We start from the raw sequence: 25681 nt of genomic DNA on the forward strand, positions 1-25681 counted from the left end.
AACCGGCAGAGCAACAGGCTCATGAAATCATGGCACATCCAAAATCTACTACCGCCATCTAAATTCTTCAAATGCAGGTGGGCACATCGATTTGATGGAAACCGGCAAAATCCGCAGCCCCGGGCGACCGACCGATCGGAGCCGGCTCCCCCGGCAGAACGGTTCGCCGCCCGGACGACGAGGGGAGACGCGTGCCCGGACAAGGCATTGTCAGGTCTGGAACGCCTGCGGCCGTGTCACGCGCGTGCGATGCCCCCTCCGAGGAACATCCCGCACGCCGTGCCGAGCCAGGTCCAGACGTAAGCAGCCAAGCCGCGATCGACATGCAGCCTGAGCCGTCCCGGTTGCTCCAGGCCGTATAGCACCGCCGTGACCCCGGCGAACGTCACCGCCGCGCAAGGTCCGGGCGCCCTCGGATCAATCACGCAGGCGCGGCGCACGATGTCCTCCACGCGATCGCCCTGCATGTCGAAGACGTGAAGGCCCGCCGACATGTTGGAGGCGAGGTAGCCATCCGCGGACCAGCCGGCCTCCACCGGCATGGCGGGCTGGCCCACGAGCAAGATCCGGTCGCGCCCCACCCGGACCGCGTACGGCGCGCCGCGCACGACGCCGAGCGCCCCAGCCGCCGGCGTCGTGACGCCGGCCGCCCGGCACGCGGCGGCATCGTTTCCGCTCACCATCCACTGCTCCAGGCCGGCGCACGAACGGATGCGCAGGCCGTCCCGCTCGATCTCCGCCTCAGACAGGTCGGGAATCGCCGACCAGGATCGCACCAACTCACGCATGGAGACGCCCTCCGTCCAGATTGTAGGCACAGGGCTGCGCGATCTTCGCCTTCCGCCGCCGACCCAAGTGTTGCACGTCGATCACCTCGCCCATCCGGCTCGCACCGCGCTCAATGAGCGCCAGCGCGATCGGGCGGCCGAGCGTCGGGCTGTCGTAGCTGGAGGTGACGTAGCCAAGGCTTCGGACCCTGTCCCCGGAGACCTCGACGCCGTGGGCGCCGGTCGCGAAGGCCGGGCCGCCGTCGATCACCTCCAGGCCCACGAATTGCTTCCGGTCGGACCGCTGCGCCTCTTCGAGCATCAGCGACCGCCGCCCGAGGAAATCTACCTTCTTCTTGGTCAACGGCGCGACGACGCCGAGGTCCATCGGCCGTGTCATGCCATCAGTGTCCTTGCCGATGATGATGTAGCCCTTCTCGGCCCGCATCAGCAGCAACGCTTCGACACCCATGACCACGACTTCGAACCGGCTGCCGGCCCGTTTCAGATCCGCCCAGAGGGCGCCGGCCCTGTCGGCTCGGATCGAGAGCTCGTAGCTGCGGTCGCCGGTGAAGCTGACCCGCGTGACGCGCAGCGGGATGCCGCGGTAATTTCCCCATCCGGTCGCCATGTGCGGCAGGATCTCGTCATCCAGCGCGAGGCCGAGGTCGAGCGCTTCGAGCAGGGCCTTCGACTTCGGGCCGGAGACCGTCAGCGTGGCCGTGTCGGCGGTCGCGTCGTGGATGAAGAGCTGTTCGCGATCGAAGCGATCCTGACGCCACTCCTCAAGGAGCGCGTGGATCCCTCGTACGTGCGACGACGAGCAGGACACGACGAAATGGTCGTTGCTTAGCCGGACGAGGACACCGTCGTCGAAGACGATGCCGGACTCGTGCAGGATGAAGCCGTACCGGCAGTGCCCGGGCTTCAGCGTCGACATGGTGTTGTAGTAGATGAAGTCCATGAAGGCGGCCGCCTGCGGGCCGCCGACCTCGATCTTCCCCAGGGGAGAGCCGTCGAACAATGCGACTCCCCGGCGGGCCCGCGTCACCTCGCGCGCGATGGCCGTCGCGGGTTCGCCGGAGCCGTACCACGCCGGACGGAGCCAGCCGCCGTATTCCTGCATCACGGCCCCGTCCGCCAGGTGGGCCGCTTCCAGGGCCAGACGACGGGGCGGGTTCATGAATTCGCCCGTGCCCATGCCGGCGAAGCTCATCATCGGCACGGGAGTGAACGGCGGCCGGTAGGTGGTGGTGCCGACCTCGGGAATGCTCCGCTGGGTCAACTGTGCCATGAGCGCGAGGCCGTTCAGGTTCGACGTCTTGCCCTGGTCCGTCGCCATGCCCAGGGTCGTGTAGCGCTTGAGGTGCTCCACGGAGACGAAGTTTTCCCGGGCCGCGAGTTCGACGTCCTTCGCCGTCACGTCGTTCTGCAGGTCGATCCAGACCCTGCCCTTCGTCTTCGGCCGCGGCCAAGCCGCCACGATGCCCGTATCCGCCCTCGCCCCGCCGCTGAGCCTCGGAAGGGTGACGGCGATCCCGACGCCCCCGAGGACGTCGCGAACATCGTCCAGGATCGCCGGCAGGTCGAACCGGCCCGAGGCCGCACCGACGGCCTTGACCCCGGGGAGCAAGCCGTCCGGGACGAAGCCGAGGATGCCATCGTTCCAGGCGAGCCTCCCCTGCGCCTGGCAATAGAGGTGGATGGTGGGCGTATATCCTCCCGAGACGAGGACGGAATCGGCGGCCAGACGTGTGCCGTCATCGAGGATGACGCCGTCGACCTTCCGGCGTCCCGTCGCCCTCGCGACCGTGCGGCCCTCGAGAGACCGCAGGCCGTCGCGCGGTCGGGCGCCCGCGCGATGATCGACGAGCGTGACCTCGACCCCCTGTTTGGCGAGCGCCGTGGCGACCTCGCGGGTGAAGCCGTTGTTGGTCGCGATCACCACCTTGTCGCCGACAAGGACCCCATAGCGCCGGAGGTAGACCAGGGCCGCCTCCGCCGACATGATGCCGGGCAGGTCGTTGTTGGCGAACGGCAGGGGCCGCTCGATCGCCCCGGTCGCGAGGATCGTGAGGTGCGGACGCACGCGCCACAGCCGATCCGGCACCTTGTCGCCGAGGCGCTGGTTGAGGGCAACGAGTCCGTGGTCGTAGATCCCGAACGCGGTGGTCCGCACCAGGATGGTCACGCCGAGCGCAGCGAGACGTTGCCTCACCCGCGCCGCCCACCGGGGGCCGGAGACGCCATCGATCTCTACCTCGCGGTGCAGCAGCGCGCCGCCCAACAGACAATCGTCCTGACACAGGATCACCGACTTGCCGGCCTCCGCGGCCGCCAGCGCGGCGAGCAGCCCGGCCGCGCCGCCGCCAACCACGAGGACGTCGCAGTGGACGTCGACCTGGTCGCCGGGACCGAGGGCCCTCACCGCCGGATCAAGCCTGCCCAGCCCGGCCATCTCGCGGATGCGCGGCTCGAACAGGTGCCAGTCGGGGAACATGAACGTCTTGTAGTAGAACGCGGCGGGAATGAAGCGCGAGAACCGGTCCAAGAAGCCGTGCCGGTCCGCCGCCGCCGTGGGATGAGCGTTGACGCTGCGGATCGACAGGCCGTCGCGGACGGGTTCCGTCGTCGCCCGGACGTTCGGCCGTCCGCCCTCGCCCGCGATGTCGACGAGCGCGTTCGGCTCCTCGACGCCGCTTCCCCATATCCCGCGTGGGCGGTGATACTTGAAGCTCCGTCCGACGATGTCGACGCCGTTGGCCAGCAGGGCGGACGCAATCGTGTCGCCGGCGAAGGCCGTAAGATCGCGCCCGTCGAACGTGAAGGTCATGCTCGAGGAGCGATCGAGGGCGCTCCCGCCCGTCTTAAGACGCCGCGCGGACATGCTCGCCTCCATGCGAGAGAGGGGCCGAGCCCGAAACTTTGTGGGTGAGCGTGTCACGATCCATTCGGAAGACCTCGCCACAGGTCATGTGCATCCAGACTTCGCTGGCAGGGCCCCGCGAATTCCTGCGGAAATAGAGGTAGTCCGTCCACGTCGCGGTCTCGGCGGCGGACTGGCCCTCGGGCCGCGCGTTTCCGGAATCTCCGCCGAAGTGGAATTCGGCTTCGCTGCGCAGCCCGCAGAATGGGCAGGGAAAAAGCTGCATCGGTTTCTCCGTCAGTGCGCGATGCCGGAACCGGCCGCCTCGTCGATGAGGCGGCCGGTCGCGAACCTCCTGAGATCGAAGGGTTTGCTGATGTCGTGGTGGCGGCCGGTCGCCAGGAGATGGGCCAGCAGCGTGCCGCCTGCGGGGATGGCCTTGAATCCGCCGGTTCCCCACCCGCAATTCAGGAAGAGGCCGGGCAGCGGGCTCTCTCCCAGGATCGGCGAACTGTCCGGCACGACATCGACGATGCCCGCCCATTGCCGCATGAGCCTCAGTTGGCGGAAGCTCGGGAACATCTCGAGGGCGCCGGCGATGACCGTCTGAAGGGTGGGCAGGTTGCCGCGCTGCCCGTAGGACGGGATGCGGTCCAGCCCGCCGCCGATCACGATCTCGCCCTTGTCGGACTGGCTGATGTAGGTGCCCGTCGCCGGCGACGAGACAACCGTGTCGACGGCGGGTTTGATCGGTTCGGACACGCAGGCTTGAAGGGCATAGGAGATCACCGGCAACCGGAAGCCGGCCTTCTCCGCCATGACCGAGGAGTTCCCGGCGACCGCGAGGCCGGTCCGGTCGGCCCTGATTTCGCCGCGGGTGGTCCTCACGCCCCGGCACAGGCCGTTCTCGACGATCCACTCCCGGACCTCGCAGCCCTGGATGATGTCGACTCCCAGGCGATCGGCCGCGCGCGCATAGGCCCATGCGACGGCATCGTGGCGGGCCGTGCCCGCCCGCTGCTGCCACACCCCGCCATAGACGGGATAGCGATTGTCCGGGCCGAGATTGTAGAGGGGCACCACGCGCTGGACGTCGGCCGGCCCGAAGAGTTCCGCGTCGATGCCGTTGATCTGCATCGCGTTGACGGTCCGCGTCGCCATCTCTAAATCGGCCGGGCTATGCGCGAGCGTGAGCACTCCGCGCTGGGACAGCATGATGTTGTAGTTCAGGGCCTTGCCGAGCCCTTCGTAGAGCCGCAGCGCGAGATCGTAGAGGGCGACGCTCTCCGGGAAGAAATAGTTCGACCGCACGATGGTCGTGTTGCGACCGGTATTCCCGCCGCCGAGCCAGCCGCGCTCGACGACCGCGACGTTCCGGATGCCGTGGTTCTTGGCGAGGTAGTAGGCGGTGGCCAATCCGTGCCCGCCGCCGCCGACGACGATGATGTCGTAGCGGGACTTGGGCTCAGGCGAACGCCAAGCTTTCTGCCAGCCAAGCTGCTGGTTCAATCCTTCCTTGAACAAGGATAAGGCTGAATAATGCTTTGTCATTGGCCTGTAAAAGCCCTGCTTGTGATCGTATCACTCGAATACGGATCGGACGAGTCGAGTGCCGGAGTCACGATCTGGCGAGATGCCGACACGGTAATGGGGTGATTGCCATCAGACCGCGCGGCAATATTCATTAAATTTTTCCGTCGATCCCCATCTGGTAATACTTGTGCACGATGTCATTTTGATTTTCGAGCAGCCAATCGATCGATGGCTCATGGGTCATGGCCTTGCGGATCGCCTCGGTCATACCCTTGCGCTGAATCTCGAACAGCGCCTTGTGGTCGACCGTCTCGGCCTCGATCACGCCGGGGCTGAGCCAGACCGAGCAGATGATGCCGAGGTCGTTGGCCTTCTCCTTGGGGATGTAGCCGGCCCGCACCGCGTCGAGCACGCCGTTGGCAATGGCGAACTGGACGGTGCCCATCAGGATCGAGGTGTACTTGCTCTCGGTCACGCTCACCTTGGAGACGCACAGCGTCACCGGGCGGACCATGATGTCGGTGTTGAGGAGCGCGAAGACGCGGCTGTGGCCGACCACTTGGTCGCCGGTCAGGGTCGCCAGGGCAGTGCCGACCGGGCCGTCGAGCTCGCCGATGATGACTTCCGGCTCGGAGGCGGTATTGGGCGGGCCGCCCGCGACGAGGGCCTCGCCGGCGCGGAGGATGATGCGGTCACTCATGTTGCGTAATCCCTGTTCGAGAAGATTTGCCCTGATGACGATCGGATCGAATGCAAAGATCTGAATCACATGTTTGGATAGTTCAGCCCGCCCGGACCTTCGGGCGTCACCCAGTCGATGTTCTGGTTCGGATCCTTGATGTCGCACGTCTTGCAGTGGACGCAGTTCTGCGCGTTGATCCGGTAGCGCACCCCGTCCGAGGCGGCGGCATCCTCCACCCACTCGTAGACGCCGGCCGGAGGGGCCGCCGAACACGTCGTGCTCGGAGTGCTTCTGCAGCTCCATGTCCCGGACCTTGAGGTGGGGCGGCTGGTCCTCCTCGTGGTTGGTGTTCGACAGGTAGACCGAGGTTTGCCAGCCCTTCGGCCGCGAGGGCGCTGCCGCCAGAACGGATCGACCTCGCGGCCGGATCGGTCGGCATCAGGCAGCGGCGCTGCTGGTAGCCGGACTGCGCCAGCCCTGGCGTTCACGCCAATCCGACGGGAGGTTTCTGAACCGGTCGAGACTGTATTTCTCGAGGTCGGTGAACGAGCAGCGCCCATCGAGCACGAGATCGCGGATCGCGTGGCCGCTCGCGGGCGACAGACCGAAGCCGACACCCGACATGGTGCAGACGGTGACGTTGCCGGGATCGGCCGGCCTGTCGATCACCGGCCGTCCATCCGGCGTGTTCTCCACCACGCCGGCCCAGGATCGGATCACACGCACATGCGCCGCCTTCGGGAACAGCTCGGACAGCCGCCGTGAGAGATTGGCCAGAAGCGGCGAACTCGGGCGGGCGATAGGACCGTTCGGCCCGACATCCATCCACTCGTGCGGACCGCCGCCATAGGCGAGGTTTCCGCGCAGGGTCTGGCGGCCGTAGAGCCCGTTGCCGTCGCAGCCGCCGACCCGCATGAGAGGAAGTGGCTCGGTGACAATCATCTCCGCCCGGGCGGAGGCCAGGGGCAGCCTGATCCCGATCGGCGACAGCAGGGCCTCGCTCTGAGGACCGGCCGCGACGATGAGATGGTCGCAGGCCAGGAATCCCAGGCGCGTCTCGACGCCCGTGACCTTGCCGCCCTGCTCGACGATGCGCAGCGCCGGCGTATGCTGCAGCACACGGCCGCCCAGATCCTGCAGCGCCCACGCATAAGCCTGCACGGTCCGCTGCGGGTTGGCGTGACCGCCGCCACGGATGTGGATCGCCCCCACCGCGTTGTCGCCGGCGAGCGGGATCGCCTCGCGGCATGCCCGCGGATCGAGTTCGTCGACCTCGATGCCGTACCGCAGGATGATCTTGGCGATGCGCCGGTACTGCGTCCACTGGTTCTCGCTGACGGCGAGGATGATGCGCTCGCGCCGGTACTCGGTGGGGTAGCCGAGAAGCTCGTCCATCTGCGGCCAGAGCCGCTGCTCCTCAAGGAAGAGCGGGCTCTGGTAGTGCGAGCAGCCGCCGCCGTTGCGGCCCGACGCCTCCCAGCCGACGAGGCCCTTGTCGAGCACGAGGACGTCGACGCCCGAGCGCGCCAGCCACCAGGCCGCGCTCAATCCGGTGACGCCGGCGCCGATGACGATGACGGATGCGCCCTTGGGGGGGGCCTCGTCCGAGGGGAGGATGGGCAAAGTCATGCTCGCGCTCACAGGTGCATGTTGACGCCGAGATACTCGGCTTCCTGGGGAGTGCCGATGTCGGCATAGGGGACCCACTGGGTCGGGATGCCGAACCAGACGTCCCAGTGCTCGCGCATGGCGGGCATCTCCTCGATTCTCGCGAGAAGTCCGAGTTGCAGCGGGCGAACCGGTGCGCGGTAGCCGGCGAGCGGCACACCCTCGAGCCCAGTCCCGCCGCCGATAGCCAGCATCATCGCCACCTGCTCGCGGCAGCGCCGCGCCTGGCAGGGCCCCATGCAGGCCCGGGTGATGCGCTTGATCTGGTCCTGGTTGATCGATCCCTCGGCGATCAGCGCCGTGAGATCACGCTTCTCGATCGTCTCCGAGGAGGCCCCGAGATAGCGCGGCGGACGCACGCCGAACAGTTCTCCGCGCGTGACTTCCTCGCACTGGCAGGCGAGGACGTCGGCGTCGCCGCACGCCAGGAGGGCGCGCATCCAGTCGAGCCGATAGGCGTGCCGATCGCCATCGCGGGTGGACGACGGCACGTCCGCAGGTTCCACGGTGCGCCCGAGGGAGGCCATGACGGCCCGGGCGACGCTCCGCGCCCGGTCTTCCGCAGCCGCGGCGTCGGCGACCGGACCGGATCGCAGGCCGGCACAATCGCCGGCCACGTATATCTCAGGGATCGAGGTTGCTCCGTCCGCCGCTAGGCGAGGCACGTAACCGCCGCGCGTGCCGTCCAGGACGAGTTGGGCTCCGGCCACGTCGAGGAGTTCGACGCTCGGAACCCGATCGACCGCCAGACAGACCGTGTCGCAAGCGACGCGCCGCTCCGCGCCGTCCGATCCCGAAAGAATGGCGCCCGTTACGCCGAAAGGCCCGCGTTCGGCCGAACGGATGACGTGGCCGCACAGAATCTCGACCCCGCGCGCACGGAGGGCCGAGACATCGGCTTGCGGCTCGCCCCGGACCTCGACCAAGGCGGCGACATGAACGCCCCTGTCGAGGGCCAGTCCGGCCGTCTCGACGGCGAGCGCGTCCGAACCGAGGATGACGACGCTCCGCCCGTCGAAGGCGTCGTACCGGGCGAGGAGGGCGTGCAGCGCCTGAGCGCCCATGACGCCCGGCTGATCGGCCCCATCGAAGAACATCACGAGGTCGCGCGCGCCCGTCGCCAAGATGAGGCGATCGAAGCCGCACAGCCAGGGCTCGGCTTCGTCGGCGAGCCCGACCACCGGGACCGGGAGAGACTGGAGGCCCGGCCCGCTCACGAAGGCGCCCCAGGCATGGACGCCCAGCGCCACGTCGACGCCGGCCTCAAACGCCTCCTCCAGGCGCGGGTTGGCCGCGATGACCTGTTCGAGCATGCGCGCCTTGGCCTGAACCGCGGAACCGGCCCGGCCGCCGTAGAAGAGCGGTACATCCATGCCGATCAGTTCGCCCGAGACGGGATTCTCGTCGACGAGCTTGACTCCGGCGCCGAGGCGGGCGGCCTCGATCGCCGCGGCCACGCCCGCCGGTCCGGCCCCGATGACCAGCACCTCGACATGCTCGCGCGCGTTGGGGAATTTCTCGACCTGGGACCGCGGATCGACAAAATCCTTCGGTACGCCGGCAGTGATGGAATTGGCCATCGTTGAAGATACCTTTCAGAGCCTGTTTGACCGGCCGCCGTGTCGTCAGGCAACGGCAAGGCGAGGGAAGGTCCTACTCCCATCCTGAACCCTCATCCTGAGGTGCCGGAGCGGAGCGGAGGCCTCGAAGGGGGCTCCAGGAATCGCGCGGGATCCGGAGCCCCCTTCGAGGCCGCTCACGCGGCACCTCAGGATGAGGGGCGAGATGGGATCACTGCAGTCAAACAGGCTCTCAGACAGCATCGAGGGCGTGAGCGAGGTCCGCGATCAGGTCGTCGGCATGCTCGATGCCGACGGAGATCCGCAGGGTGCTGTCGTCGACACCGACATCCTCCCGCCTGTTGCGAGGGACCGAATAGTGCGTGGTGGTGGCCGGGTGGCAGATCAGGCTCTCGGTCCCGCCGAGACTGACCGCCAAGCGGATCACCACGAGCCGGTCGAGCATCCGGAACGCCTCGGCTTCGCCGCCGGCGATCCGGAAAGAAAAGGTCGATCCCGCTCCCGCACATTGCCGGCCCAGGATCTCGCCGACACGCCCGTCCGGACCGCTGTTGCCGAGAAAGGCCACCGAGCGGACTTTCGGATGCCCTTCGAGGAAGCGTGCGATCTTCCTCGCGTTGGAGCAGGCGCGCTCCGTGCGCAGGTGCAGCGTCTCGAAGGATCGCAGAAGCATCGCGCAGACATGCGGATCGGGATGGCTCCCGAGCACCGTGCGCATCTTCCTGACCCGCTCGATCAGAAGCGCCGAACCGCTTACGCCACCGGCGAGAAGGTCGCTGTGGCCGCCACAATACTTCGTCAGGGACGTGATGCAGAGGTCGGCGCCATGTTCGAGTGGCGATTGCAGGAAGGGTCCGAGGAAGGTGTTGTCGACGCTGATGATCGGGCGATGACCTTGCCGGAGGCGGATCGAATCGGCGATCTCGGCGATCATCGTCAGGTCGGTGATCGATCCCGTCGGATTTGCCGGTGATTCGACATGGATCATTTTCAGGGAGCCGGCCTGCATGGCGCGTTCGGCCTCGGCCTGGACGGCCGCGCCGTCGAGGCCGTCCCGGAAGCCAAAGGACCTGATGCCGAGCGCACTCAGTTCGCCGTAAAGGAGGCTGTCAGTGCCGCCGTAGAGCGGACGGGAATGCAGGATCGTGTCGGCGGGACGGAGGAAGGCGAGCATCACGGTGCTGATCGCCGCCATTCCGCTGGCGAACACGGCAGAATCGACCCCCTTGTCGAGGACAGCCAGACGCCGCTCGATCATCGTCAGGTTCGGATGGCCCACGCGGGCGTAGATGAAGCCCGATTCCTCGCCTTCCGGCAGCGGCACACCGTCGAAATAGGCGCGGTGGACGTTCTTCGCGTGCTGGGCCGAGCGGTAGAGGTAAGTAGAGGTCGGGAAGATCGGGGGCTTGGCCGCGCCTTGGTGGGCATGCGGATCGTAGCCGTGGGCGATCGTCAGCGTCTCGGGATGGAGAACGCGGTCGGCGGCGTTCATCAGGACACCTTCACGGTCACGGGGCTGCGCGGATATGAACAGCAGGCGAGGATGGCGCCGTCGGCGACCTCTTCGTCAGAGATGCCCCCTTCGTGGTTCATCGCGACCTCGCCCGTCTCCTTCTGAACGAGGCAGCTGCCGCAGATGCCCTGGCGGCAGGAATTCGGGATCCGCACACCCAAGCGGAGCCCGGCTTCGAGGATGCTCTCACCGGGACGGGTCCGCGTTTCCTTGCCCGAAGGCAGGAAGCGGACGACCTGCTCTTGCGTGGTCGGCTGCGGCGGGACGACCATGCTGCCCTCGCCGCCGAAGCCTTCCTGATGGAAGCGTTCGGGCGCACCGCCGGCAGCGCGATGGGCCGCTTCGACCGCGGCCATGAACGCGCCCGGCCCGCATGCGAACACCTCCGCCTCGCCGAGGGTCGGAATCAGTTTGCCGAACAGCCCGGCGTCGGGCCGTCCTGCGCGAATGCCGTCCTGAGCGACGCCCCTTGTGACCATCCAGTCGAGCGTCCAACGGCCCGTCCGTTCGGCAAGCGTCGAGAGTTCCCGCCGGAACAGCAGGTCCTCCGGTGTCCGGCCGACATGGACGTGGTGGACGCGGGTGGGCGCACCGTGATCGGCGAGCCACCTCAGGATGGCGGCCATCGGCGTCGCGCCGCTGCCCGCCGAGACGAGCACCAGAGGCCGCTCCGGGATCGATTCTAGCCGGAATGAGCCGCCGGGTTTGCGGCCCGCGAGGCCCATGCCAGGGCGAAGGTGATCGTGCAGCCAGCGCGTGGCGTTGCCGTCAGCCTGCGCCTTGATGGTGAGATCGACGGACTCATCGCGCAGGGCCGAACTGGCGATTGTGAAGCTGCGCCAGGCGGGACCGGTCTCCAGAGGAACCGCCAAGGTGAGGTACTGGCCGGGATGGAACACGAACCGCGCTCCGGACTCGGCGGCGAACCGGAACGACTTCACATCCCTCGTTTCATCCCGGACGCTCTGGCAGACGAGGCAATCGTCTCCGGCCGCCCAGGCAGTTCCCGCGCTTCTACGCGTCTGGACGCTCATCGCCCGCATCAAGCGTTCGCTGCGATGAAGCTTCGGGCCTTCCCGCAGTACCAGTCGACGAACCGCCGGACGAGTTCCTCGGCATCCTCCGAATACGGGCCGGGCCGGTATCCGGCCCCGTTGACGCCCCGCTGGTTGTTCTCCGCGAGGTCACGATCCTGCATGTTGGTGACGGTCCAGAGACGAACCAGTTCTTCGACCTTATAGTCGACGCCCTCTTGCGCGTCCTTGTGTACCAGCCACTTGGCGGTGACGACGGTCTCCTGCGGACCGGTCGGCATCGCCGAGAACATGAACACGAAATCGCCGACCGCATGGGCGAAGCAGTGGGGCTCGAGGGCCCACCGCATCGAGCCGATGTCGCCGCCGCCGGCCTCGCACATGAGCTTGGCAACGCAGGAACTGCCGTCTTCCGACATCGAGACGCAGCCCTCGTTCAGAGGGAAGCGCATCGCCTGATACCAATCGCCTTCGATCGGCCCGACCGAAAGGCCGATATCCGCCATGCGGGCGTTGAAGTCGGCGAGCCGCGGGTCACCGTTGTAGTCGAAGTTCCTGCTCGTACCCGTCGGGAAAGTGAAGGAAAGCTCCGGGTGCTTGGCGTCGCAATGATAGCACTCGCGCCCGTTTTCCATTACGAGCTTCCAGTTGGCCTTCTCGATGAGGGTGCTTTGGTGGGCGAGCTTGGCATTGGCGAGATCGTGGGGCGCCAGGAGCGGCGTCAATCCGGCGCGGAAGGCGGTGAAGTCCGGCGGCGTCTCGGCGATGCTCGCGTAGATCGTTCCGGCCACTACTTCGACCTTGATCGGGACGAGGGAATGCTCCGCCGGGTCGAAGCTCTCCTGCATGCGCCCGGCATGCATCAGCTTGCCGTCGAGGCCGTAGGTCCACTGGTGATAGGGGCAGACCAGGCGCGCGCTCCTGCCGTGACCCTCCTCGCAGATCTGCGCACCGCGGTGCCTGCAGGAGTTGAAGTAGCCGCGAATGGCCCCTGCCCGGTCCCGGACGATGACGATCGGTGATTCGCCGATTTTTGTGGCAATGTAGTTGCCGAGCGAGGGAATTTCGACCTCGAACCCGATCATGATCCATGAATGGCCAAAGATCGCATCGAGATCGAAGCGATAGATCTCGGGATCATTGTAGAAGGACTGCGGCAGCGTGTAGCCGGGACGACGTTCATCGAGCAGTCGGCGGATCCGCGTCAGGTCGTGCATGGGTGCCTCCGGAATTCGGGAAGACGATGCCATGCGGGTCTCGGATTAGAACAATTGCATTTTGGCATGCGGGTATCTCATAAAAGCAATTGCTCTCTTCTATGATCAAATCAAAGATCGTTATTAGAAAAGCTCATTTGATAGGCGATTCTCTTGATGGTCGCCGCCTTCGTGAGCAATGAGCGCTTTTCATGGGCGATCACCGGATCAATCACGACGCAAGGAAACACTAGGGCTGCCGAGATCACCCCGCTAGAACTCCCACACGACGAGAGCCTTCCCGCTACCTACACCGGCGCGATCGAGAGTTGTGGAAGCACCTCTCCGGGATTGCCAGGGAGGAATCCGATGATCGATCGACGCTGGTTGCCGCTCAACGCCCTCCGGGCCTTCGAATCGGTTGCCAAGAATCTAAGCTTCACGGCGGGTGCCCAGGCGCTTCACGTGACGCAGAGTGCGCTCAGCCGGCATGTCGCCAGCCTTGAGGTGCTGCTCGAATGCAAGCTCGTCGAGCGCAGGCCGCATGGGCTCGTGCTAACCGCAGCGGGCGCCATGCTTCTGCCCGTGGTCACGAAGTCCTTCGACCGTCTTCAGGACACGATGAACGAGATCCTGCGCGACGGCAGCGGTCTCACGCGGACCCTTCGCGTCCACATGCCGCCGTCCTTCCTCCAACATATGGCGATTCCCATGCTCCGGGACTTCCGGCGGGAATTTCCGAACATTCCGATCGACGTATCGAGCTCCTCCGTCATCGGCGTCCCGACGCGCGACCTCGACATCGCGGTGATCTACGACCGGCCGCGCCAGGGCGACGCGATCCGGGACCTCCTCTGGACGGTCCAGGTCACGCCGCTCTGCGCCCCCGAGGTCGCCCAGGATGCGGAAGGGTTGGATCTCGCCGCGTTCCTCGCCGCCAACGAACTGCTGCATGTCCGGATCGACGGACAGCCGCGCGGCGTGATCTGGGATGCGTTCGCCGCGCAGGCGGGGATCGGCCTCAACACGGAGCGGGGCTTGGCGTTCGACACGTCGAGCCTCGCCATCCAGTACGCGCAATCGGGGTCCGGCGTCGTCCTGGGTGACACCCGCATGTTCGCCGACCTGATCGCCAGCGGGCAGCTCGCGCAACCCTACGACGTCGTCTGCGAGGACGGGCATGGCTACTACCTGACCTTCCATCCCGAGGATGTGACCGAGCCCGGCGTCACTCTGTTCCGCACCTGGATGATCGAGCGTTTCGCCGGATTTCAAAAGGGATCCGGGATCAAGTCACCGACGATACTTTCGAACGAGAAGCAGGGCAGACTGGAATGTTCACTCTGAAGACGTTGAGCGGCCGCCCGCAGCATCCTGCCGTCGACGAGCTGTGTGACAGTTACAGGGGAGGGCATATCGGCCGGAGGGACTTCCTGCGGACGGCCGCATGGCTCGGCGTGTCGGCGGCAAGCGCCGCCGCCTTCGCCGGTTCCGGCACCGGCAGCGCCGCCGCGACCGAGACGCCGAAGCGCGGCGGAAGCCTGCGCTTCGCCTGCCAGATCCAGGAAATGCACGATCCCGCGGAATCGAACTGGTTCGAGGCCGCGAACGTCTTCCGCAACGTGCTCGAATACTTGACCAGGGTCGATGCGAACAACATCGTCCACCCCTATCTCGCCGCGAGTTGGGACCCCTCTCCCGATCTGAAGACCTGGACGTTCCACCTGCAGCCGAACGTCAAGTGGTCGAACGGCGATGCCTTCACGAGCGAGGACGTGGCCACCAACCTTCGCCGCTGGATTGCCCCGGACTCGAAATCGTCGAACAAGACGAGCTTCGCCGCCTTGCGCGACATCGAGATCCTCGGCCCGATGGAACTGCGCCTGCATCTCGATCGGCCGATGCTCGCACTGCCCGAGATGCTCTACGCTCCGAACACCCCGATCATGCATCGGGACTTCGGAACGTCCGGTACGGACTGGACCAAGAATCCGATCGGCACGGGCCCCTATCGGCTGACGGAGTTCCAGGTCGGCCAGAAGGCGACGTTGACTCGCCGCGCGGAGTATTGGGGCGAGGCGCCCTATCTCGACGAGATCCGCTTCATCGATCTCGGTACCGACATCTCCACCCATCTCGCCGCACTGGCCGCGCGTCAGGTCGACATCCTCTACCGGATCAACGTCGCCGATCTCGACCTCGCCAAGCGCCTGCCGGACGTGCAGATCCTCAGAGTCCGCGCCGCGCAGACGCCCGTCATGCGCATGCAGGTCGATCAAAAGCCGTTCGACGACATCCGCGTGCGGCAGGCCGTGGTCCTCGCCTGCGACAACAGCCGCTTCCTGGACATCGCTATCCGTGGCGCCGGCGTCTTGGGCGAGAACTGCCATGTCGCCCCCTTCCAGCCCGAATATGCGCCGGTCGCCGCACCCAAGCGCGACCTGGAGCGGGCCAAACATCTCCTGCGTGAAGCCGGCTACGCGAACGGGCTCGACCTGTCCATCGCCGTCGGCAATACCCAGGGTGTCTGGGAGCAGAATACGGCGCAGGTCCTGCAGTCGCAGTGCGCCGACGCGAATATCCGTGTCAAACTCAACATCATGCCAGCTTCCCAATACTGGCCGATCTGGAACAAAGTGCCATTCGGTCTGACCTACTGGGCACACCGCCCGCTCGCCGTGCAGACGCTCGACCTCGCCTATCGCAGCGGCGCGGCTTGGAACGAGACCCATTTCGCAGATCCGAAGTTCGATGCCGCCCTTGATGTCGCGATGGGAATCATCGATCCGAAGGCTCGGTCCGTCGCCATGGCACCCGTCGAGAAAATTCTTCAGGACGCCGCGCTCATGGTGCAGCCATTCTGGATGAACAAGTACACGGCAGTTTCCAGCCGGGTGCGGGGTTACATTCTCCCGCCCAATGAGTCGTTTGAGCTGTTCAAAACCTGGATCGCGTGAAACTTGCACGGTAGATTTATTATGCCATCCAGGGTGAGATCATAAAAAGTCGTTGATCGACAACGCCGGTCCGGAGCTATCGGATCGACTGCCTCAATCGCTGCCCGGCGCGTCCGATCGGCGCGCCGGCGCTTTCCCGACCGCGGACTTCGCCCAGCGGCTTGCAAGGAACGACACATGCTGCGCACCGGCCTCGTCCGAATGATCGAGATCGCGCTGACGATGCTGACGGTCTCGGTCATCGTCTATCTCCTGCTGGAATTCGACTCCGACGATGTCGCGGTGAAAGTGCTCGGACAGTTCTCGACCGCGGCACAGCGCACGCAGTGGCTGCATGAACACGGTTACGATCAAGGTTTTCTCGTTCGTTACTTGGCATGGCTGAGGAGCTTCCTCAGCGGAGACTGGGGCCGGTCGCTCCATTATCAGGTTCCCGTTCTTCCACTCGTCGCCGAACGACTGGTCGCCACCGCCATCCTTGGCGTGCTGACGCTCGCCCTCATGATTCCGCTGGGACTCGGTTTCGGCATCCTTGCCGGCATCCGCGAAGGGTGCGCGGTCGATCGCGTGATCTCGATCTTCAGCATCGTCACCACGTCCGTACCGGAATTCGCGAGCGCGGTGTTCCTGACGGGCTTCTTCGTCTTTTGGCTCGGGCTGCTGCCGGGTGCCAGCACGATGACGTCTGGATTCTCCTGGCAGGAGATCGTGCTGCCGCTCCTCGTCCTCGTCCTCTACGGCACGGGCTATCTGGCCCGCGTGACCCGGGCATCGGTCGCGGAAGTCATGAACGCGCCCTACGTCCGGACGGCGCGCATGAAGGGCGCCGGTCCCTGGCGGATCGTCGGTCGCCACGTCCTGCGCAATGCGCTCGTGGCGCCCGCCACCATCATCATGCTGCAGATCCCATGGCTGCTCTCGGGCGTGATCGTTGTCGAGGTCTTCTTCGCGTATCGCGGCTTCGGCTCGTTGCTCTACGAAGCGGGATTGAACAGCGACATCAACGTGATCGAAGCCTGCGCGATGATCAGCGTGTTCGTGGTGGTCGTCACGCAGCTCTGCTCGGATCTGATCAACACCTGGTTGAACCCGCGCACCCGTCGGATCCGCGTCACGTGCGCGGCCCCGGCCCCCATCGTCGGAAGCGCGACGCCTCTCTCCAAATCCGCGGAGTCCGTCTGAATGCGTGCGTTCCTGTCCCTCCGCCGTCGGCCATTGGGTCTCCTCGGCGGTGCCGTCGTCGCCCTTTGGCTGACCTGCGCCTTGTTGGCGCCCTGGCTGGCACCGCACGATCCCCTGCGCAGTTTCGTACCTCTCACCCTGCCCTTCTCGGGGACGCCTCAGGACGGGGTCTTCTACCTCGGCACCGATATCCTGGGTCGCGACATCCTCTCGCGCCTCGTCTTCGGCGCACGCTCGGTCATGATCTGGTCCTGCCTTGCGACCGGCACCGCCTACATCTTCGGCATCGCGACGGGTTTGGCAGCGGGCTTCTATCGCGGCGCCATCGATCGTCTGTTGTCCTTCGCGGCCAACGTCATCCTGTCGTTCCCGATCCTCGTGCTCTACCTCGTCGTGATCACGCGGTTCGGCGCATCCGGTCTCAACATCATCCTGGCGGTGACCTTCGCGAGTTCGCCCGCGATCTTCCGGATCGTCCGCGCCCTGACCCTCGACCTGCGCGGCCGCGATTTCGTCGAAGCCTCGGTGACCCAGGGCGAGAGCGCGTGGCGGATCATGCTGGTCGATATCCTGCCGAACGCGAGTGGACCTCTCGTCGTCGATGCCTGCCTGCGGCTCGGCTACACGGCGATCACGATCGGCGTCCTCGGCTTCCTCGGCCTCGGGCTGCCGCCGCCGACCCCCGATTGGGGCGGGATGGTCAACGAGGGCCGCAGCCTCGCCATCGCCTTCCCGCACCTCATCGTCTTTCCCTGCATCGCGATCTCGTCGCTGATGCTCGGCCTGTCGCTCCTGTCGGATGCGCTACGGGAGGCCGGCCAGGCCGCCTTCGCCGGCGGCACCCCGAGCGAGGCGATCGCTCCTCCCGCCGCTCCCGTCTGAGTTCGAATCGATGAACGCCTTGTCCCCGGAGCAGCCCCCCATGTCGGAGCCCGTGCTGACCATCGACGGACTGACCGTGCGCCTGCCCGGCGGGTCCGATCGCCCGTTCGCCGTCGAGGGGGCGAGCTTCCAGGTGAAGCGCGGGGAGATCGTCTGCATCGTCGGCGAGTCCGGCTCGGGAAAATCGATCCTGTCGAGCGCCGTCATGGGGGCGTTGCCGACGGGACTGAAGCATGTCGCCGGCCGCGTGCTGTTCGGGGGGGCCGACCTCTTGTCGCTGTCCGAAGCGCGTCTGCGTGCGTTGCGGGGACGGTCCATCGCGATGATCTTCCAGGAGCCGATGGCGTCCCTGAACCCGTCAATGACCGTCGCGGCTCAGATCGGCGAGATGTTCGAGATCCACGAGCCGAATCTCACGCGCGAGGACGTGTTTCGTCGGGTCCTCGGTCTCCTGAACGACGTTCAACTGCCCGATCCGGAGGCGATGATGCATCGCCTGCCGCACCAGCTCTCCGGTGGCCAATGCCAGCGCGTCGTCATCGCGATGGCCCTGAGCCTTCATCCTCAGTTGCTCATCGCCGACGAGCCGACCACGGCCCTCGACGTGACCACGCAGGCCCAAATCCTGAACCTCGTCCGCCGCCTGCGGGACAGGCAAGACCACGGAATCCTGTTCATCACCCACGATTTCGGAGTGGTCGCCGACATCGCCGACCACGTCGTCGTGATGCGCCGCGGGCGAGTGGTGGAACAGGGGCCAGCGGAACAGGTTCTCACCCAGCCGGCGGATCCCTACACCAGAGCCCTGCTCGACGCCGTCCCTGCGGGCACGCCGCGACGGAGTTGCATCGAGCGGGGCTATCCCGTGCTCTCGGTCCGCGACATGTCGAAACATTTCGGCACGGTCGCCGCCCTGGACGGGGTCAATCTCGACGTCGTTGAGGGACAGACCGTCGCGATCGTGGGCGAATCGGGCTCCGGCAAGAGTACCCTGGCGCGCGCGATCATCCGTCTGATCAAGCCGAGCGGCGGCCACGTGGTGGTCGACGGCAAGGATTTCGCGACCTTGAGCGGTCACGACGTTCGCGCGAGCCGCAATCTCATCCAGATGATCTTCCAGGATCCGTTCGGCTCGCTCAACCCACAGCGCACCGTCGGTGACATGCTCGAGCGTGCCGGTGTCCTCGGGGGATTGACGCGCCAGATGGCGCGGCAGCAGGCCGAGCGCCTCGTGCGCGACGTCGGGCTTTCGCCTGCCTGCCTCGCGCGCAAGCCGGGGGCCTTCTCCGGCGGCCAGCGGCAGCGAATCGGCATCGCTCGGGCCCTCGCGATGCGCCCAAAGATCATCATCGCCGACGAGAGTGTGTCTGCCCTCGACGTGTCCATTCAAAAACAGGTCCTCGAACTCCTGGACGAGATCCGCTCGCGGACGGGGACCACGATGCTGTTCATCACCCACGACCTCCGAGTGGCGGCCCAGATGGCCGACGTGGTTGTCGTGATGCGCCGCGGTCGCATCGTCGAGCGCGGGACGCCGGAGCAAGTCTTGGCCGATCCGGAGAGCCCCTACACCCGCGAACTCGTCGCGGCGATTCCCGGTCAGACGTTCCACAAAAAGCGTCAAGCCGGCGTGTCATCTCACGGATAGATCATCTTCCCCCGAAGTGAGTACCGGTTCGGCGCATGGAAATGCGACAACGACCGTGAGATTGCGCGTTTCCCTGATTCATCGATCGCAGAAATCCGCCCGGAACCGGATTCCAAACCAGACAGTCGTATCCAGCAAGGCAACATGCCCCTTGCTTTCGGCCCTTTACGCACCGTTTATGATCTGATTTTGATCTATTACAAAAAAAATGATCGCAATAGAATTTTGATCTTTGTGTCGAGAGTAATTCCACCCACCCTCCTGACCAAGGCAGCCGTTCAGATATCCGATTAGAGCGGACGGTCGCCGGGCAACCGCGGGGGTTTTGGGACTATGTTTGGCCAAGAGACGCGTTTTCATCTGGCACGCAGCGTCGTCGCATGCAGTCTCTTGCTTGCGACAGGCCGAGCAGCTTTCGCTCAACAACAGGAGATCGACGCGGAGCCGACGAGAGTGAATCGCGCTCAGCCGGTTACGGTCCCGGAGCCTCGGCGAAAGATCCGGGTCAGGAGCGTCGTTCCCGCGTCGCCCGCCGCGCCGGCGCCGCCGCCCATCGCGGCCGATGGAAAATGGACCTTCGGCGGGGCCATCCGCGCGCGAGTCGATGCCAACTTCAATTCGACGAATGCCAGAACCGGGGCGCCGGATACGCGCAGCTACTTCGGTTTCGATACGCTCATCCTGAAAGCCGCCTACGATTCGAGCACCATCTTCGGTGCGGCTCAGTATCGCTTCTACGGCGGGGCGTACCCCTACACGCGCGAGGCAGGCTACAAAAGTAAATTTGGAGAGTTCAATTTTTTGCAATTTGCATATATCGGTGTCAAACTGACCCCAACAGACAGCCTGTCGGTGGGACTTCAGCAGGTTTCTTTCGGACTTGTTCCCTACTTCAGCACGACGTTCTACGAAACGATCGGCTTCGTCATGGGGATCGAGGAAGTCTACAACGCGGGATTCAAGTTCTCGCACGTCGACAAGGATTATAATTATCAGATCGCCTATTTCCCTGCGGATGGCGGGAATTACTTCGGTATCAGCCGCGACAGCGCACGCTATTCGAGCAATATCGTCAAGGCGGACAGCTATGTCGCGGGAGGTTCCAACAACGCCGAACAGCAGATGCTGGTCGGACGCGGCGAGTATACTTTCTATCGCGAAGCCGACGTGACTGCAACCATCGGTGCCTCGATTTGGCATTCGAGCGTCTACAACTATAATACCGCACAGTTCGGGACCACGCAGAAGGAGGCGATTCACTTCGTCGGAACATACGGTCCATGGACGTTTCGTGCGCTCGGTGCCCGGATCGATATCGATCCGAAGAACCCCGGTGGGCGCAACAGCTTGATCACGATCGGCGGATACGACGGATCCTACAACGTCGCGGCGAAGGGTTTCTTCTTTTCCGGGGACCTGGCCTACAAATTCACTCCGGGAATCGGCCCGTTCTCGGAGATCGTCCCTTATGTAAACTACAGCGCTTACTACAAGGATAAGGTCGATTACAAAGATAGCGAGCGCTATATCGTGGGCTCGGCTTGGACGTTGCGCGATATTTCGAGTGTCTATGTGTATACGGAAATTCGCTTCGGCCGAAATGATCCCTACACCGGGTCGGGGCAGTACACGCAGGGCCTCGGGGCCGGGGGTGACAATCGGTATAAGACCAGTTTCCATATGAATATCGGTTACTACTTTTGATCGGCAATTCCGTACGCTCATCGAGTGCGTGGTCGGGTCACCGATCACGTATTGCGAGTGATCTAGAGCGGTTTCGGTTGGGCTGAGTCGGTGAGATAGGGTTCACACGGGGCGTATGGAGTGATTCACGGGTCGTTCCCGACACGGAGCGATGCATGGGCCGCCCCTACAGCTTGGACCTGCGCGAGCGGGTGGCGGCGGCCGCCGCCGCGCCGTCAAGCCGCTGCCCGCTTCGGGGTCGGCATCGCCATCCGCTGGATGGCCGCGCTCACGACGACCGGGACGGTGGCCGCCCGTCCGCAGGGGCGGGCGCGGCGCTCCAAGCTCGATCCGCACGAGGCGTTCCTGCGCGGCCTGATCGCGGAGAAGGCCGACATCACCCTGGCGGAGATGCGCGCCCGACTGCGGGACGAGCACGGCCTCACGGTGGGGGTGGGCACGCGTGACGGCGGGCGAGGTCAATGGTCCGGGCTGCGACCGCCGCGGCTTTACCGTGCAGACGGGGGTGATCGAAACGCGGCGACAGTGAAGCGGCACGGGTTCGACACCGGCACGGAGCACACACCGCTCGTGCGGGGGACCGCCCCGCTCTCAGTGGCGCGATCCCGTGGTCACGCCCGCAGCCTTCCACGATCAACCCTCAGGGGGGTCCGCTCCGCATGCGCGGGCGGCCGCTGCGGCTGACGCCTTCGCGGTGATCGCGGCCGCGTCCGGACACGTCGGGCGCCCGTCGAGCGGGGATGGCCCCGCCGCAGGACGGGAGCCCGGTCATGGCCCACGATCTCACTCTCGCCCGCAGCCACGCCTTCCACCTCGCCCGCACCCTGATGGTCTGCGTCGTGCTCTTCCAGGCCGACGGCGGCTACGGCGCCATGCCCTCGGACGAGTTCGACGGCGATTCCGCCAGCGTCATCCTGGAATTCGATCCCTTCGCCTGACCGCCGAAGGAGCAGGGGCCGCGCAGCGGCGGCCCCATGATCTGGAGGTCAGGGCGCGATGGGATGGACAATCAAGCGCGGCCGGCCATCATCTCGGCGATGCATGCCCTGGGTATCGGCTTGCTGAACAGGTAGCCCTGAACCTGCTTCAGCCCTTCCGCCTGGGCGAGCAGAAGCTGCTGCTCGGTCTCGACGCCTTCCACGAGCGTGGTGATGCCGAGGCTCGTGCCGAGACCGGCGACCGCGCGGATGATGGCGAGGGCGTCGGCGCTCGTCTCGGCATCGCGCATGAACGACCGGTCGATCTTGATCTTGTCGAAGGGGAAGCGGCGCAGGTAGCTCAACGAGGAGTAGCCGGTGCCGAAGTCGTCCAGGGCGAACCGCACGCCGGCCTCCCGCAGCCGGTGCAGGGTCTGCATGGTCGTCTCGCTCTCCTCCAGAAGCGAACTCTCCGTGATCTCGATCTCGAGCCGGCCGGCCGGGAAGGCCGTCTCGGCCAGGATCGCGAGGACCGCGTCGGCGAAGGATTTCTGCCGGACCTGCACGACGGAGGCGTTGACCGCCACGGTCACGTGGTCCGGCCACCGGGCCGCATCCTGGCATGCCCGGCGCAGCACCCACTCGCCGAGCTGCACGATCAGCCCGACCTCTTCGGCGAGTGGGATGAACGTGGCTGGCGGGATGAACCCGCGTTCCGGATGCTCCCAGCGCGCCAGGGCCTCGACCCCGATGATCCGGCCATCCTGGATCTCGACCAGCGGCTGGTAATGCACCTGCATCTGCCCGGCCGCCAGGGCCGCGCTCAGCTCGCGCTCGAGGGCGAGGCGCTGCCGCGCCGTCTCGGACATGGCGGGCTCGAACGCGCAGACCGTGCCGCGTTCCAGCGACTTGGCTTGGCGCAGGGCGAGGTCCGCGTTCTGGAGCAGGCGTTCGACGTCCGCCGCCACGTCCCTATCCTCGTGCGTGGCCACACCGATGCTGACACCGGCTTCGATGCGCCCGCTCGACAACTCGAATGGCCTGCCGATCTCGGCCACGAGCCTTTGCGCGAAGGCGAGAGCCGCGGTCACGTCGGGAACGCGTTGAATCAGCGCGAACTCATCGCCGCCCAGCCGGCCGACGACATCGTCCCGTCTGGCGGTGGCCCGCAAGCGCGCCGCGACGGCTTGCAGCAACTCGTCTCCGACGGCGTGCCCGTAGGTGTCGTTGACGAACTTGAACCGATCCATGTCCAAGTAATGGCAGGCCAGAACGGGCAGGCCCTTCGCCCCTCCGGTCGAGAGGGCGCGTCCGGATTCGCGAAGGGTCCGGGCGTTGGCAAGGTCGGTCAGCCCGTCGTATCGCGCAAGATGCTGGATGCGCGCCTGACTGCGCTTCTGCTCGGTGATGTCCTCGAAGGTGGAGACCCAGCCGCCGCCCTCGATCGAGCGGTAGAGGATCGAGACGATCCGGCCGTTGGCAAGCTCCCGGAAGACCGGCAGGGCGCGCGGTCGCGTGAGCGCGCCACGCACGCTTTCCCTGATGGTCTCGAGCGTGATGGACGGCGGATAGCGGCCGTCGGCGACGAGGAAGCCACAGATCTCCTCCTGGGTCTTCCCGAACAGCGGATAATCCTCCGGGATGCCGAAGATCTCCCGGTATCTATGATTGCAGACGACGAGGCGCGCCTGCCGGTCGAACATGCACAAGCCCTGATTCATGTAATGAAGCGCTGCTTCGAAACGCTGGAACTGCTCGGTCCAGTCACCGTCCATGATCTGCGAGGTGTCGCCGGGCCAAGCGCCGCAGCGACCGGATGGCAGCGCAGTTCCGGTTACGTCTCGCTCGTCCAGGTCGCCGAAATCGCTCGATAGGGCAAGGCTCAGACCGTCCATTCCACGCTCCCTTGATCGTGGCGCGCGGCAGCGCAATGCCGCGCAACTCGGTCCCAGACGGACACGGGTTGTTTTAAGATCGTCTGTAGCGAGAGGCTTTATTTGCCCGTCCGGTTAATTCGGAGTGACCTCACAGGATAGAGTTTCGGATCGCCTCTGATATGAGCGATGAAGCGCCTGATGACGCCAATTCGTTCGACTATGGACGTCTTCGGAGATATTCATTGCGGCATATGCGGGATATCCGAAATGGAAAGCAAGCCCGATCTTGTCGAGCAGTCCGTTGCTTTCGCGCGAGAACTCCGGGAGTGTGCCGGGCACAGGCAGGGCAGGGCGGTCGACAAGGCATTCATCGACGGTCTCGACGAGCGAGAATGAGGTTCGGACGCTTGCCGCCCGTCTCAAGCAGGGCCGCCGCTGCATCCCCTCACCAATGGGAGTGTGGCGGTCGCGGGCTCGCAAAACAGGACACGGACTTCATCTGCTCGAGCGGCCGCAGGCGCCTGCGATCACGGACGATGATCCCTTGCGTAGCGGGAGCGGCCGGGCAACAGCAAGGGCCGGCCAGCTCAGGCGTGCGGGTCTGCGGGAACATCGGTGTCTCACGATGGAACTGAAGTGGATCGAGGATTTCCTCAGCCTCGCGCAGACCCGCAGCTTCTCGCGCTCGTCCGAGGCGCGACACGTCACGCAGTCGGCCTTCAGCCGCCGCATCCGCTCGCTGGAGATCTGGCTCGGCACGGCGCTCGTCGACCGTAGCACCTATCCGATCGCGCTGACCGCCGACGGGCGCCAGTTCCGCGAGACCGCCGAGGAGGTCCTGCGCCTGCTCACGCTGAGCCGCGCCGACTTCCGCAGCACCGGCGAGGGCTCGAGCCTGCCCGTGATCCGGATCGCGGCACTCCATTCGCTCTGCCTCTCGGTCCTGCCGCAATGGCTCGGCGGCGTCCGCGCCGCGGTCGGCCCGCTGACGAGCCGCGTGCTGCCGGAGAACTTCAACATCTGCGTCCAGGCCCTCGTCGAAGGCGGCTACGACCTTCTGCTGACCTATCACCATCCCGGCATCCCGATCCCCCTCGACGCACGACGCTACCCCTACCGCGTCATCGGCCAGGACAGCCTCACGGCGGTCGCCGTTCCGACCGGGCTCGAGCCCGACGCGGAGGGGCGCCTGCCACTGCTGCACTACTCCCGAGGCTCCTTCCTCGGACACCTCGCCGCGCTCGCCCAGGCTCAGGACGGGGTGCCCACCACCTACTCCGCCCACACCAACGAGAACTCGATGGCCGAGGGCCTGCGGACCATGGCTCTCGCCGGGCACGGTCTGGCTTGGCTGCCGCACAGCCTGGTGGCGGCACAGCTCGCGGCCGGAACGCTCACGGTCGTCGCGCCCGCAATGCCGATGGAGATCCGCCTCTACCGGAGCGCCGAGCGTGGACGCCCGTTCCTCGACGCCGTGTGGGACGCCGCCGTACTCGAAAGCCCAGATTATTCGCAACAGGAATAGTTTGGTTCCGACATAGCATTGGCGGCGCCTCCTCGCCGGGCCTATTCCGGTGCGGCCGGGGCAAGCGCGGCCGCCGATCCAGATCCGAACCGGGGCGGCGGTCGGCGCTCCAGACCCGATCATCACCCGTCCGATGCGGTGCCAACCGTC

The 25681-nt window shown here is 65.8% G+C and carries 20 protein-coding genes and 2 pseudogenes; 10 read left to right on the top strand and 12 right to left on the bottom strand.

Annotated elements, in window-relative coordinates; translation table 11 throughout:
- Nucleotides 1-236 precede the first annotated feature (236 nt).
- From PGN25_11595 to PGN25_11645, 11 genes and pseudogenes are all read right to left on the bottom strand, one after another.
- Nucleotides 237-788 carry a hypothetical protein gene (locus tag PGN25_11595; protein MEH3118200.1) on the bottom strand — a complete coding sequence of 184 codons (552 nt, stop codon included), beginning with the start codon at nucleotides 786-788 and terminating at the stop codon, nucleotides 237-239.
- Nucleotides 781-3654 (bottom strand): 2Fe-2S iron-sulfur cluster-binding protein, encoded by a 2874-nt coding sequence (locus tag PGN25_11600; protein ID MEH3118201.1) that lies wholly within the window; start codon nucleotides 3652-3654, stop codon nucleotides 781-783. The genes PGN25_11595 and PGN25_11600 overlap by 8 nt, the downstream gene beginning before the upstream one ends.
- The gene (locus tag PGN25_11605) at nucleotides 3635-3919 is read right to left on the bottom strand and encodes a sarcosine oxidase subunit delta (protein MEH3118202.1); all 285 of its coding nucleotides are present in this window, start codon (nucleotides 3917-3919) and stop codon (nucleotides 3635-3637) included. Before PGN25_11605 ends, PGN25_11600 begins: the two co-directional genes overlap by 20 nt.
- 11 nt (nucleotides 3920-3930) lie before the next feature.
- On the bottom strand, nucleotides 3931-5184 hold the full coding sequence (locus tag PGN25_11610) for a sarcosine oxidase subunit beta family protein (protein ID MEH3118203.1): 1254 nt from the start codon (nucleotides 5182-5184) through the stop codon (nucleotides 3931-3933).
- Between the two features lie 133 nt (nucleotides 5185-5317).
- Nucleotides 5318-5866: a formaldehyde-activating enzyme gene (locus PGN25_11615; protein ID MEH3118204.1), complete on the bottom strand. Its 549-nt coding sequence runs from the start codon at nucleotides 5864-5866 to the stop codon at nucleotides 5318-5320.
- A gap of 65 nt (nucleotides 5867-5931) precedes the next feature.
- Nucleotides 5932-6217 (bottom strand): annotated as a pseudogene (locus PGN25_11620) (4Fe-4S dicluster domain-containing protein).
- A gap of 69 nt (nucleotides 6218-6286) precedes the next feature.
- Nucleotides 6287-7477 (bottom strand): FAD-binding oxidoreductase, encoded by a 1191-nt coding sequence (locus PGN25_11625; GenBank protein ID MEH3118205.1) that lies wholly within the window; start codon nucleotides 7475-7477, stop codon nucleotides 6287-6289.
- Between the two features lie 8 nt (nucleotides 7478-7485).
- Nucleotides 7486-9096, bottom strand: a complete 1611-nt coding sequence (locus tag PGN25_11630; protein ID MEH3118206.1) for an FAD-dependent oxidoreductase — start codon at nucleotides 9094-9096, stop codon at nucleotides 7486-7488.
- A gap of 232 nt (nucleotides 9097-9328) precedes the next feature.
- The gene (locus PGN25_11635; protein ID MEH3118207.1) at nucleotides 9329-10588 is read right to left on the bottom strand and encodes a cystathionine gamma-synthase family protein; all 1260 of its coding nucleotides are present in this window, start codon (nucleotides 10586-10588) and stop codon (nucleotides 9329-9331) included.
- Complete coding sequence (locus tag PGN25_11640) at nucleotides 10588-11643, bottom strand: iron-sulfur cluster-binding domain-containing protein (GenBank protein MEH3118208.1); 1056 nt, start codon at nucleotides 11641-11643, stop codon at nucleotides 10588-10590. The genes PGN25_11635 and PGN25_11640 overlap by 1 nt, the downstream gene beginning before the upstream one ends.
- 8 nt (nucleotides 11644-11651) lie before the next feature.
- Nucleotides 11652-12860: an aromatic ring-hydroxylating dioxygenase subunit alpha gene (locus PGN25_11645; protein ID MEH3118209.1), complete on the bottom strand. Its 1209-nt coding sequence runs from the start codon at nucleotides 12858-12860 to the stop codon at nucleotides 11652-11654.
- A 348-nt stretch (nucleotides 12861-13208) separates the two neighbouring features.
- Between PGN25_11645 and PGN25_11650 the strand changes: the two genes are divergently transcribed.
- The 8 genes and pseudogenes from PGN25_11650 to PGN25_11685 all read left to right on the top strand — a co-directional run bounded on the left by PGN25_11650 (nucleotide 13209) and on the right by PGN25_11685 (nucleotide 22150).
- Nucleotides 13209-14186: a LysR substrate-binding domain-containing protein gene (locus PGN25_11650; GenBank protein MEH3118210.1), complete on the top strand. Its 978-nt coding sequence runs from the start codon at nucleotides 13209-13211 to the stop codon at nucleotides 14184-14186.
- Nucleotides 14174-15796, top strand: coding sequence for an ABC transporter substrate-binding protein (locus PGN25_11655; protein ID MEH3118211.1), 1623 nt, complete (start codon nucleotides 14174-14176; stop codon nucleotides 15794-15796). The genes PGN25_11650 and PGN25_11655 overlap by 13 nt, the downstream gene beginning before the upstream one ends.
- 177 nt (nucleotides 15797-15973) lie before the next feature.
- Nucleotides 15974-16978 (top strand): ABC transporter permease, encoded by a 1005-nt coding sequence (locus tag PGN25_11660; protein ID MEH3118212.1) that lies wholly within the window; start codon nucleotides 15974-15976, stop codon nucleotides 16976-16978.
- Nucleotides 16979-17860: an ABC transporter permease gene (locus tag PGN25_11665; protein MEH3118213.1), complete on the top strand. Its 882-nt coding sequence runs from the start codon at nucleotides 16979-16981 to the stop codon at nucleotides 17858-17860.
- Between the two features lie 40 nt (nucleotides 17861-17900).
- A complete protein-coding gene (locus PGN25_11670) occupies nucleotides 17901-19508 on the top strand; it encodes an ABC transporter ATP-binding protein (GenBank protein MEH3118214.1) in 1608 nt (535 codons plus the stop codon).
- Nucleotides 19509-19961: 453 nt separating this feature from the next.
- Nucleotides 19962-21212 (top strand): hypothetical protein, encoded by a 1251-nt coding sequence (locus PGN25_11675; GenBank protein ID MEH3118215.1) that lies wholly within the window; start codon nucleotides 19962-19964, stop codon nucleotides 21210-21212.
- 155 nt (nucleotides 21213-21367) lie between these two features.
- A pseudogene (locus tag PGN25_11680) lies at nucleotides 21368-21653 on the top strand (IS630 family transposase).
- 329 nt (nucleotides 21654-21982) lie between these two features.
- The gene (locus PGN25_11685; GenBank protein ID MEH3118216.1) at nucleotides 21983-22150 is read left to right on the top strand and encodes a hypothetical protein; all 168 of its coding nucleotides are present in this window, start codon (nucleotides 21983-21985) and stop codon (nucleotides 22148-22150) included.
- A gap of 71 nt (nucleotides 22151-22221) precedes the next feature.
- Here PGN25_11685 and PGN25_11690 read toward each other — a convergent pair whose 3' ends face one another.
- Entirely contained in the window at nucleotides 22222-23850 is a 1629-nt protein-coding gene (locus tag PGN25_11690; protein ID MEH3118217.1) for an EAL domain-containing protein, read from the bottom strand.
- Nucleotides 23851-24192: 342 nt separating this feature from the next.
- Between PGN25_11690 and PGN25_11695 the strand changes: the two genes are divergently transcribed.
- Nucleotides 24193-24402, top strand: a complete 210-nt coding sequence (locus PGN25_11695) for a hypothetical protein (GenBank protein MEH3118218.1) — start codon at nucleotides 24193-24195, stop codon at nucleotides 24400-24402.
- A 229-nt stretch (nucleotides 24403-24631) separates the two neighbouring features.
- A complete protein-coding gene (locus tag PGN25_11700; GenBank protein ID MEH3118219.1) occupies nucleotides 24632-25531 on the top strand; it encodes a LysR substrate-binding domain-containing protein in 900 nt (299 codons plus the stop codon).
- The last annotated feature ends 150 nt before the right edge of the window (nucleotides 25532-25681 follow it).

Source organism: Methylorubrum populi (assembly GCA_036946625.1).
In the GTDB taxonomy this organism is placed as follows: domain Bacteria; phylum Pseudomonadota; class Alphaproteobacteria; order Rhizobiales; family Beijerinckiaceae; genus Methylobacterium; species Methylobacterium populi_C.

Excerpts from the sequence above, each read along its gene's own strand:
- PGN25_11665 (MEH3118213.1), top strand. The coding sequence starts at position 16,979 with ATGCGTGCGTTCCTGTCCCTCCGCCGTCGGCCATTGGGTCTCCTCGGC.
- PGN25_11645 (MEH3118209.1), bottom strand. The coding sequence starts at position 12,860 with ATGCACGACCTGACGCGGATCCGCCGACTGCTCGATGAACGTCGTCCC.
- PGN25_11595 (MEH3118200.1), bottom strand. The coding sequence starts at position 788 with ATGCGTGAGTTGGTGCGATCCTGGTCGGCGATTCCCGACCTGTCTGAG.
- PGN25_11670 (MEH3118214.1), top strand. The coding sequence starts at position 17,901 with ATGTCGGAGCCCGTGCTGACCATCGACGGACTGACCGTGCGCCTGCCC.
- PGN25_11640 (MEH3118208.1), bottom strand. The coding sequence starts at position 11,643 with ATGAGCGTCCAGACGCGTAGAAGCGCGGGAACTGCCTGGGCGGCCGGA.
- PGN25_11655 (MEH3118211.1), top strand. The coding sequence starts at position 14,174 with ATGTTCACTCTGAAGACGTTGAGCGGCCGCCCGCAGCATCCTGCCGTC.
- PGN25_11605 (MEH3118202.1), bottom strand. The coding sequence starts at position 3,919 with ATGCAGCTTTTTCCCTGCCCATTCTGCGGGCTGCGCAGCGAAGCCGAA.
- PGN25_11690 (MEH3118217.1), bottom strand. The coding sequence starts at position 23,850 with ATGAATCAGGGCTTGTGCATGTTCGACCGGCAGGCGCGCCTCGTCGTC.
- PGN25_11695 (MEH3118218.1), top strand. The coding sequence starts at position 24,193 with ATGAAGCGCCTGATGACGCCAATTCGTTCGACTATGGACGTCTTCGGA.
- PGN25_11630 (MEH3118206.1), bottom strand. The coding sequence starts at position 9,096 with ATGGCCAATTCCATCACTGCCGGCGTACCGAAGGATTTTGTCGATCCG.
- PGN25_11700 (MEH3118219.1), top strand. The coding sequence starts at position 24,632 with ATGGAACTGAAGTGGATCGAGGATTTCCTCAGCCTCGCGCAGACCCGC.
- PGN25_11610 (MEH3118203.1), bottom strand. The coding sequence starts at position 5,184 with ATGACAAAGCATTATTCAGCCTTATCCTTGTTCAAGGAAGGATTGAAC.
- PGN25_11660 (MEH3118212.1), top strand. The coding sequence starts at position 15,974 with ATGCTGCGCACCGGCCTCGTCCGAATGATCGAGATCGCGCTGACGATG.
- PGN25_11635 (MEH3118207.1), bottom strand. The coding sequence starts at position 10,588 with ATGAACGCCGCCGACCGCGTTCTCCATCCCGAGACGCTGACGATCGCC.
- PGN25_11600 (MEH3118201.1), bottom strand. The coding sequence starts at position 3,654 with ATGTCCGCGCGGCGTCTTAAGACGGGCGGGAGCGCCCTCGATCGCTCC.
- PGN25_11650 (MEH3118210.1), top strand. The coding sequence starts at position 13,209 with ATGATCGATCGACGCTGGTTGCCGCTCAACGCCCTCCGGGCCTTCGAA.
- PGN25_11615 (MEH3118204.1), bottom strand. The coding sequence starts at position 5,866 with ATGAGTGACCGCATCATCCTCCGCGCCGGCGAGGCCCTCGTCGCGGGC.
- PGN25_11625 (MEH3118205.1), bottom strand. The coding sequence starts at position 7,477 with ATGACTTTGCCCATCCTCCCCTCGGACGAGGCCCCCCCCAAGGGCGCA.
- PGN25_11685 (MEH3118216.1), top strand. The coding sequence starts at position 21,983 with ATGGCCCACGATCTCACTCTCGCCCGCAGCCACGCCTTCCACCTCGCC.